Origin of the sequence: Skermanella stibiiresistens SB22, assembly GCF_000576635.1 — a bacterium.
Lineage (GTDB): Bacteria > Pseudomonadota > Alphaproteobacteria > Azospirillales > Azospirillaceae > Skermanella > Skermanella stibiiresistens.
This window is the reverse complement of the sequence record NZ_AVFL01000024.1, coordinates 116,582-124,653: the sequence shown is the minus strand read 5'-3', so window position 1 is coordinate 124,653 and position 8,072 is coordinate 116,582. Positions and strand designations below refer to the sequence as shown.

At 67.0% G+C, this 8,072-nt stretch carries 7 protein-coding genes; 5 read left to right on the top strand and 2 right to left on the bottom strand.

Annotation, left to right across the window (positions count from 1 at the left end; translation table 11 throughout):
• Positions 1 to 1,325 (top strand): coiled-coil domain-containing protein (locus N825_RS26145; RefSeq protein WP_037458590.1); only part of this gene is annotated, 1,325 nt, incomplete at its 5' end.
• Between the two features lie 12 nt (positions 1,326 to 1,337).
• On the opposite strand, the gene N825_RS26140 is transcribed toward N825_RS26145, so the two are convergent.
• The gene (locus N825_RS26140; RefSeq protein ID WP_051513148.1) at positions 1,338 to 3,239 is read right to left on the bottom strand and encodes a potassium transporter Kup; all 1,902 of its coding nucleotides are present in this window, start codon (positions 3,237 to 3,239) and stop codon (positions 1,338 to 1,340) included.
• 95 nt (positions 3,240 to 3,334) lie between these two features.
• On the opposite strand from N825_RS26140, the gene N825_RS26135 reads away from it, so the two are divergent.
• The 4 genes from N825_RS26135 to N825_RS26120 all read left to right on the top strand — a co-directional run bounded on the left by N825_RS26135 (position 3,335) and on the right by N825_RS26120 (position 7,057).
• Positions 3,335 to 4,489, top strand: a complete 1,155-nt coding sequence (locus N825_RS26135) for an NAD(P)/FAD-dependent oxidoreductase (RefSeq protein WP_037458504.1) — start codon at positions 3,335 to 3,337, stop codon at positions 4,487 to 4,489.
• A 15-nt stretch (positions 4,490 to 4,504) separates the two neighbouring features.
• A complete protein-coding gene (locus tag N825_RS26130) occupies positions 4,505 to 5,002 on the top strand; it encodes a hypothetical protein (protein ID WP_037458503.1) in 498 nt (165 codons plus the stop codon).
• Positions 5,003 to 5,153: 151 nt separating this feature from the next.
• Positions 5,154 to 5,588: a CBS domain-containing protein gene (locus tag N825_RS26125; RefSeq protein ID WP_037458501.1), complete on the top strand. Its 435-nt coding sequence runs from the start codon at positions 5,154 to 5,156 to the stop codon at positions 5,586 to 5,588.
• A 161-nt stretch (positions 5,589 to 5,749) separates the two neighbouring features.
• Complete coding sequence (locus N825_RS26120) at positions 5,750 to 7,057, top strand: OmpP1/FadL family transporter (RefSeq protein WP_198038906.1); 1,308 nt, start codon at positions 5,750 to 5,752, stop codon at positions 7,055 to 7,057.
• A gap of 18 nt (positions 7,058 to 7,075) precedes the next feature.
• On the opposite strand, the gene N825_RS26115 is transcribed toward N825_RS26120, so the two are convergent.
• Positions 7,076 to 7,717, bottom strand: coding sequence for a terminase small subunit (locus N825_RS26115; RefSeq protein ID WP_037458498.1), 642 nt, complete (start codon positions 7,715 to 7,717; stop codon positions 7,076 to 7,078).
• Positions 7,718 to 8,072: the final 355 nt, after the last annotated feature.

Below are 8,072 nucleotides of genomic sequence, written 5' to 3'. Positions count from 1 at the left end.
AGGCGGTGGACCGGCTGGAAGCCGACCGGCGCGACGCCGAGCGCTTGGTCGCCGAGGCGCGGACGGCGCTGGACGGGCTGCCCGAGGCCGGTCAGGCGCGTGAGCGGGTCTCCGAATTGCGGGCCACGCTGGCGGAGACCCGCGCCGACCTGGGAGCCCGGCAGAACGCGGTGGACCGGCTGACGCGCGAGTCGCAGGAGCGGAAGCGGCGGCTGGCCGCGATCGAGGCCGAGCGGCGCGGCTGGACCGACCGCTCGTCCGGTGCCGACGATCGGCTGGCCGAGCTGATGGAGCGCGCCGAGACCGCCAAGGCGGAGCTTGAACAGCTCGCCAGCCGGCCGGACGAGATCGAGGGCGAGCGGGCCGATCTGGCGACCCGGATCGCCGATGCCGAGCGGGTGCGGAAACGCGCCGCCGATACCCTCGAAGAGGCTGAACGGACGCTGTCCGCCACCGAGAAGCGCCTGCGTCGGGCGGAGGCGGATCTGGGCGACGCGCGCGAGGCCCGTGTCCGCGCCGAGGCCGCCGTGGCCTCCGCCCGCCAGACGCTCGACGCCATCCGCGAGCGGATCGCCGAGAAGCTGGAATGCGCACCGGAGCGGACGGCGGCGCTGGCCGACCTGCCGCCCGGCGAACCGCCCCCCGACCCCGCCGCCATCGAGGCCAAGCTGGAGAAGCTGGTGCGCGAACGCGAGGGCATGGGCCCGGTCAACCTGCTGGCGGAATCGGAGGCGGCCGAACTCGACCTCCAGATCGCCGGCATGCGGAACGAGCGGGCCGATCTGGTCGCCGCGATCGAGCGGATGCGGCAGGGCATCGCCGGACTCAACAAGGAGGCGCGGGAACGGCTGCTCGCCTCCTTCGCCACGGTGGACGGGCATTTCCAGGACATGTTCGTCCGCCTGTTCGGCGGCGGCAAGGCGTATCTCAAGCTGACCGACGCCGCCGACCCGCTGGACGCTGGGCTGGAGATCTATGCCAGCCCGCCGGGCAAGCGGCTCCAGGTGCTGTCGCTGCTGTCCGGCGGCGAGCAGGCGCTGACGGCGCTATCGCTGCTGTTCGCGGTGTTCCTGACCAACCCCGCGCCGATCTGCGTGCTGGACGAGGTCGACGCGCCGCTGGACGAGGCCAATGTAGACCGTTTCTGCACCCTGGTCGAGGAGATGGCCCGGGTCGGCGCGACCCGCTTCCTGATCATCACCCACCACCGCCTGACCATGGCGCGGATGGACAGGCTGTTCGGCGTGACGATGGGCGAGCGGGGCGTCTCCCAGCTGGTGTCGGTCGACCTGCGCCACGCCGAGCGGTTGCGCGGCGCCGCCTGATCCCGCTCGGCGTTAGATCTCCAACTGGCTGCCCAACTCCACCACCCGGTTCGGCGGAATGCGGAAGAACTCGGTCGCGGTGGTGGCGTTGGTCGCCATCAGGATGAAGATACGCTCCTGCCAGGGTGACAGATCCGGCTTGACCGACGGGATCAGGGTCTCGCGCGTCAGGAAGAACGACACGTCCATCATGTCGAACTCGAAGTCCTTGGACCGGCCCGCCGCCAGGCCCTCCGGCACGTTGGGCGTTTCCATGAAGCCGAAATGGAGCAGGACGCGGTGGAAATCGGCACCCAGGTCCTGGATCTCGAACCGCCGGTCGAGGCTGACGACCGGCACCTCCTCCGTCACCACGGTCAGCAGGATGACCCGCTCGTGCAGCACCTTGTTGTGCTTGAGGTTGTGCAGCAGGGCGTGGGGCAGCATGTCGGCGTAGCCGGTCAGGAACACGGCGGTGCCTGAAACCCGCGTCGGCGGCTTGGCGCCGCATCGTGCGACGAAGGGCGCCACCTCCATGCTCTCCTCGCGCAGATGCTTGAACACCACGGCGCGGCCGCGCATCCATGTCCACATCAGGGCGAACAGGATGACGGCGGCCAGCAGGGGGAACCAGCCGCCGTCGAAGAACTTCAGGATGTTGGCGGAGAAGAAGGCGAGGTCGATCGCCAGGAAGACGCCCATCACCGCCAGCGCAAGCGGTTTGCTCCAGTGCCAATGGTGCCGCGCCACCAGATATCCCAGGATGCTGGTGATCGCCATCGTGCCGGTCACCGCGACACCATAGGCGGCGGCGAAGTTGGTCGAGCTTTGGAAACCCAGGACCAGCAGCACGATCGCCACCAGCAGCCACCAGTTGACCTTGGGCACGTAGATCTGGCCGATCTCCGTCTCGGAGGTGTGGCGGATCCGAAGCCGCGGCATGAAACCCAGCTGCACCGCCTGCCGGCTGAGCGAGAAGGCGCCGGAGATCACCGCTTGCGAGGCGATCACCGTCGCCAGCGTCGCGACCAGCACCAGCGGCAGGACCGCCCAGCCTGGGACCATCAGGAAGAACGGGTTGTCGATCGCGCCCGGGTCGGCGATCAGCAGCGCCCCCTGTCCCAGGTAGTTGAGCACCAAAGCCGGCAGGACGAAGCCGAACCACGCCAGCCGGATCGGCAGGGGCCCGAAATGTCCCATGTCGGCATAGAGCGCCTCGCCACCGGTCACCGCCAGCACCACGGCGCCCAGCGACAGGAACGCCTGCCACTGGAATTCCAGGAGGAAGCCGATGGCGTGGGTTGGGTTGAGCGCCCACAGCACCACCGGCTGCTGGATGATATGGCCGATGCCTGTGACGCCCAGGATGCCAAACCACAGGCACATCACCGGCCCGAACAGCTTGCCGATGCCACCGGTCCCGCGCCGCTGGATCACGAACAGGCCGATCAGGATCACGATGGTCAGCGGCACCACGTAGGGCGAGAACAGCGGCGTCACGATGTGCAAGCCCTCGACCGCGCTGAGCACCGAGATCGCCGGCGTGATCATGCCGTCGCCGTAGAACAGCGCCGCGCCGAACATGCCGAGCGCCAGCACGAACCGGCGCGGCACGGTGCTGGCCGAGCCGCTGCGCAGCGCCAGGGCCATCAGCGCCAGGATGCCGCCCTCGCCCCTGTTGTCGGCCCGCATGATGAACACGACGTACTTGATCGTGACGACCAGGGTCAGCGCCCAGAAGATCAGCGACAGGAAGCCCAGGATGGTGGTGTTGGTCAGGGGCACGCCATGAAGCTCGCTGAAGCATTCGCGGAGCGTGTAGAGCGGACTGGTGCCGATGTCGCCGTAGACGATGCCAAGGGCGGCCAACGTCAACTTCGGCAACCGCTGACCGGCACCGTGGCCGTCGTGGACCGTTTCCCGTGGTGCAGCCATGTTTCCCACCTCGTCGTTCATCATCCCGGACACCAGCGCTGGGCAGGTGAGATTGCTCGGAGTACGCTGGAGCCTACAACACTCAATGGTCGACAATGACATCCTGCGACTTCCTGATCATCGGCGCCGGCATCGCCGGAGCCTCCGCCGCCTTCGAGCTTTCGGCACAGGGTCGCGTGATCCTGCTTGAACGGGAATCACGGCCCGGCTACCACTCGACCGGCCGATCCGCCGCCCTCTACACCGAGACCTATGGCAACGCGGCGATCCGGTCGCTGACGGTGGGCAGTCGGCCCTTCTTCGACGCCACCGTGGTTTCCGGCTTCTCGGAACACCCGGTGCTGACGCCGCGCGGCGTGCTGCTGGTCGGCCGTGAGGAGCAGCTGGCGTCCCTGGACGAGGCGTTCGCCGCCGGCAGCCGGCTGACACCGACCATCCGCCGGCTGGACGCCGACGCCGCCCTAGCCATGGCCCCGATGCTGCGGCCGGACCAAGTCGCGGGCGCGGTGTGGGAGCCGGACGCGATGGACATGGATGTCCACGCGATCCACCAGGGCTACCTGCGGGGCGCCCGGGCTCGCGGCGCCGAGGTGGTCACCGATGCCGAACTGACGGGCCTGACCCGGCGGGACGGTGTTTGGCGGGCGGAAACCCGAACCGGCACCGAGACCAGGACCTGGACCGCTCCCTGGGTCGTCAACGCCGCCGGAGCCTGGGCCGACGGGGTGGCGGCGCTGGCCGGGCTGCGGCCGATGGGACTGACGCCGAAGCGGCGGACGGCGATCACCTTCGATCCGACGCCGATCCCGGCCGAGGCCAACCTGAAGGATTGGCCGATGGTTTGCGACGTGGACGAGTCGTTCTACTTCAAGCCCGAGGGCGGCCGCCTGCTCGGCTCGCCGGCCGACGCGACGCCGGTGGAGCCTTGCGACATCCAGCCGGAGGAACTCGACATCGCGCTGGCCGTTGACCGGATCGAGCGGGCGGCCTTGTTCAAGGTGCGGCGGATCACCCACCGCTGGGCGGGGCTGCGGACCTTCGCGCCGGACATGACCCCGGTGGTCGGTCCCGATCCCGAGGCGGAGGGCTTCTTCTGGCTGGCGGGGCAAGGCGGCTATGGCATCCAGACCGCGCCGGGGATGGCGAGGACCGCCGCCGGACTGTTGACATCCGGCGCGGTGCCGGAGGATCTGGCGGCGCTGGGGGTGAACGCGGTGGATTTGGCGCCCGAACGGCTGCGGGCGCCCTGAACGAGGAAGCGAACGATGAACCGCTTGTCGAATGCGGCCCTGTTGGGCCTTGGTGCCATGGCGCTGGCGTCCTGCGCCAACCCGCGCGCCGACGAGGCGCTGTTCGCCCAAAGCGCCTTCGTCGGCATGCCCAAGCAAACGCTGCTGTCCTGCGCCGGAGTGCCGGAGCGGACCGCCAGCGCCGGCGAGATGGAGTTCTTCACCTATACCAGCGACCGGACGGTGGCGTACCAGAACTACACGCCGCTGATGGGCTATGGCCGCTATCCCTATCACGGCTACGGCTATCCCTATTACGGCTCCTTCGCGCCGACCTACGATGTCAGGACCTTCAGCTGCCAAGCGACCTTCACGCTGCGCGACGGCGTGGTCGAACGGCTGGTCTATGGCGGACCCGAAGGCATCAGCGGCAGCCAGTTGGCGCAATGCCAGACGATCATCGAGAACTGCCTGTTGCTGGTTCCGGCGCAAACCCCCGCCGGACCCGCTTCGGGATTGCCGGCCGCCCGATAGGGCCGCCGTGACGATTAAGGGACACCCAACAACTCCGACTTGTACATCGGCCGCACAATCGACGTATCATGCTTCCGTAACTTGAAGTACCAACGATGGCGGTCCGACCGCATCTTCGGGACGGACCGCCCCACAAGGAGGAGCAGGTCCCATGCATGTCGCAGCCGTCATCAAGCGCAAGGGCTCGACCGTCATTTCCATCACGCCCGAGCGCACCATCGCTGAGGCCGCCAACCTGCTGACCGAGAACCGTATCGGCGCCGTGCTGGTGCTGGACGGCGGCGAGGGTATCCGGGGCATCATCTCCGAGCGCGATATCGTCAACGCCCTGTCGAAGCATGGCGCGACCGCCATGAGCCGCCGCGTCGAGGAGGTCATGACCCGCGAGGTCAAGCACTGCTCCCCCAACGACACGATCGCCGAGGTGATGACGGTGATGACCAAGCGGCGTTTCCGCCACTTGCCGGTGGTGGACGACGGCAAGCTGCTCGGCATGATCAGCATTGGCGACGTGGTCAAGCAGCGCCTGGATGAGACCGAGCTGGAGGTCGAAACCCTGCGCGGCTACGTGACCGGCCAGGGCTGAGCGCTCGTCCTCCCTGACACCCACGCGCCACAGTCGGCCTCGGTCGCGTGTCGCGTGGGTTTTTTGTCATTGACGTTTACGTAAACTGCCGTTACCGATTCCTCCATATCCGCACAAAAAATAGCCAAGATGCGGAAGAAAGTGACGGGAGGAGTAAAACGATGGACCCCATGAAGCACGCCGCACGCCTTTCGCTCGCGTCGGCCGTCGCCACATCCGCCCTCGCCCTGCTCGCGGGCGCGCAGACGGCGTCGGCCGCCGGCTTCTACATCAAGGAGCAGAGCGTCACCGGCCTGGGCCGCGCCTTCGCCGGCGAGTCCGCGATCACGGAGGACGCCAGCACCATCTTCTTCAACCCGGCCGGGATGACGCGGCTGGATGGCGCGGAGGCGACCGCCGGGGTCCATCTGTTGCTGCCGCGCGCCGACATGGAGAACAAGGGCTCGAGCACCAGCGCCAGGACGCCGCTGGGCACCGTCACCCGCCCGACCGGCGGCGGCGACGGCGGCAATCCCTATGACCCCACCCCGGTGCCGAACGCCTATTTCGCCTATCCGGTGCTGAACAAGGACCTGTGGGTCGGATTGGGCATTTCCGCCCCCTTCGGCCTCGCCAACAAGTACCAAGCGGACTGGTTCGGCCGCTACGACTCGATCGAGACCGACCTGCTGACGCTGAACATCGCGCCAAGCGTGGCCTACAAGGTCAATAGCTGGATCTCTATCGGCGGCGGCGTCGATATCCAATACGCCGACGCCAAGCTGACCAACGCGGTCTATACCGGCACGGCGTCCGATATCCTGTCCGACGTCGAAGGCAACGACTGGACCTTCGGCTACAATGTCGGCGTGCTGTTCGAACCGATTCCGACCACCCGGATCGGCATCCATTACCGCTCCCGGATGGAGCACACGCTGGACGGCAGCGTCAAGCTGAGCCGCGGCGGCACGACCTTCAACAACACGCCGGGCACCGCCGATCTCAACCTGCCCGACATCATCGCGGTCGGATTCGCCCACGAGGTCACCCCCAAGCTGACGCTGATGGCCGAGTACAATTGGTACGGCTGGAGCAACTTCGAGGAGATCCGCGTCAAGCGCCCCGGCTTGCCCGATCAGGTCGTCGGCCAGAACTACGAGGACACCTTCTCCGCCGCCATCGGCGCGCAGTACAAGATCGACGACACCTGGACGGTGCGCGGCGGCTTCCAATACGACGAGACCCCGACAGTCGATAACTTCCGGTCGACCCGCACGCCGGATGGCGACCGCTATTGGCTGACCACCGGCGCGTCCTACGCCCTGACCGAGAACTTCACGATCGACGTGGCCTACGCCCACATCTTCATCGAGGACGCCGACATCAACACCCAGCAGGCGGGAGCCGCCCCGGTGCTGTCGACCAACACCCGCGCCACCAGCGAAGGCAGCGTGGACATCATCTCGGCGGCGCTGCGCTACAAGTTCTGACGGAAGAGGTGATGGGGACTAGGCGGCGCGGTCACCGCGGTGCCGGTCCCCTTCCCGCCCATGTCCCGATGTCACCGCCGCGGCGGCGGCGACCGGCCGGAACGCGGGCGGGAGCGCCGGGGCTGGGACCGGGACTTTGGCCGGGGCCGGGTCAATATCCGAGGTCACTATCGTTGGTGTTGGCGCCGCCGCGACCACCGGCAGGTCGTCGTCCTCCGCCGGATCGAAGTCCAAGTCCTCCAGATCGGCGTCGGGATGCCGGGCACCGCCGTGGGACGGGTCGATATAGTGGTGCGCGATCCGCTTGTCCTGGATGACGCCGCGCAGCTTGAGCCGCAGTTCGACCGCCCGAAGCGCCAGCGACAGGGACTTCTTGTCCAGCGCCTCGCCGATGATGGTCCGGACCAGTTCCGCCGCCTCCTCGAGGTCCGCCCGATGACCGCCGCTCCGCTCGGCGCGAAGCTGGCCGACGCGGACGCGGATCTCCGGCTGGCTCATCAAATGGGCGCCCCGCTGCTTCGCCCCATTGGGCGAATACCCCGCCATCCTGGCCGCCTCCGCCCCACCGACATTGGCCGCCATCGCCTGACAGAACGCCTCCTGCCGCTCGGTGAGGCGGATGACGGGTGCGGGGTCGGCTGGCTGGAAGGACGGGCGCATGGCGGGAAGCCTTTCACGGTGGATTGTGGTGTGGATGGTATTTTCTTGGTTAGAACAAATCAAGAACATTGTGATTACCTCCCCTGGCGCTCGGTGTTGGCGTCGTTTCGGCGACCGCGCTTAGGGTGATGCGGAAAGAAGTTTCTTTTGACACAGATAAAGAGGATTTACAGGATGGACACAGATCTCACGACGTTGATGCCAGCAGGTTAGTAGAAGAATCTCAAGGATTTCGGATCAGTGTCTATCTTGCATAGTTTCTTTATTTATATGACGAACACGATTCCCAAATCTTGTTTTTATCTCACATGGCAAGTCGCCAGCATAATGGATCCTAAAATCAAGTTCGAGTATG

What these genes read in the sequence shown, in the direction of transcription:
- N825_RS26140 (WP_051513148.1), bottom strand. Translation starts at nt 3,239, where the DNA reads ATGGCTGCACCACGGGAAACGGTCCACGACGGCCACGGTGCCGGTCAG.
- N825_RS26120 (WP_198038906.1), top strand. Translation starts at nt 5,750, where the DNA reads ATGGACCCCATGAAGCACGCCGCACGCCTTTCGCTCGCGTCGGCCGTC.
- N825_RS26135 (WP_037458504.1), top strand. Translation starts at nt 3,335, where the DNA reads ATGACATCCTGCGACTTCCTGATCATCGGCGCCGGCATCGCCGGAGCC.
- N825_RS26115 (WP_037458498.1), bottom strand. Translation starts at nt 7,717, where the DNA reads ATGCGCCCGTCCTTCCAGCCAGCCGACCCCGCACCCGTCATCCGCCTC.
- N825_RS26130 (WP_037458503.1), top strand. Translation starts at nt 4,505, where the DNA reads ATGAACCGCTTGTCGAATGCGGCCCTGTTGGGCCTTGGTGCCATGGCG.
- N825_RS26125 (WP_037458501.1), top strand. Translation starts at nt 5,154, where the DNA reads ATGCATGTCGCAGCCGTCATCAAGCGCAAGGGCTCGACCGTCATTTCC.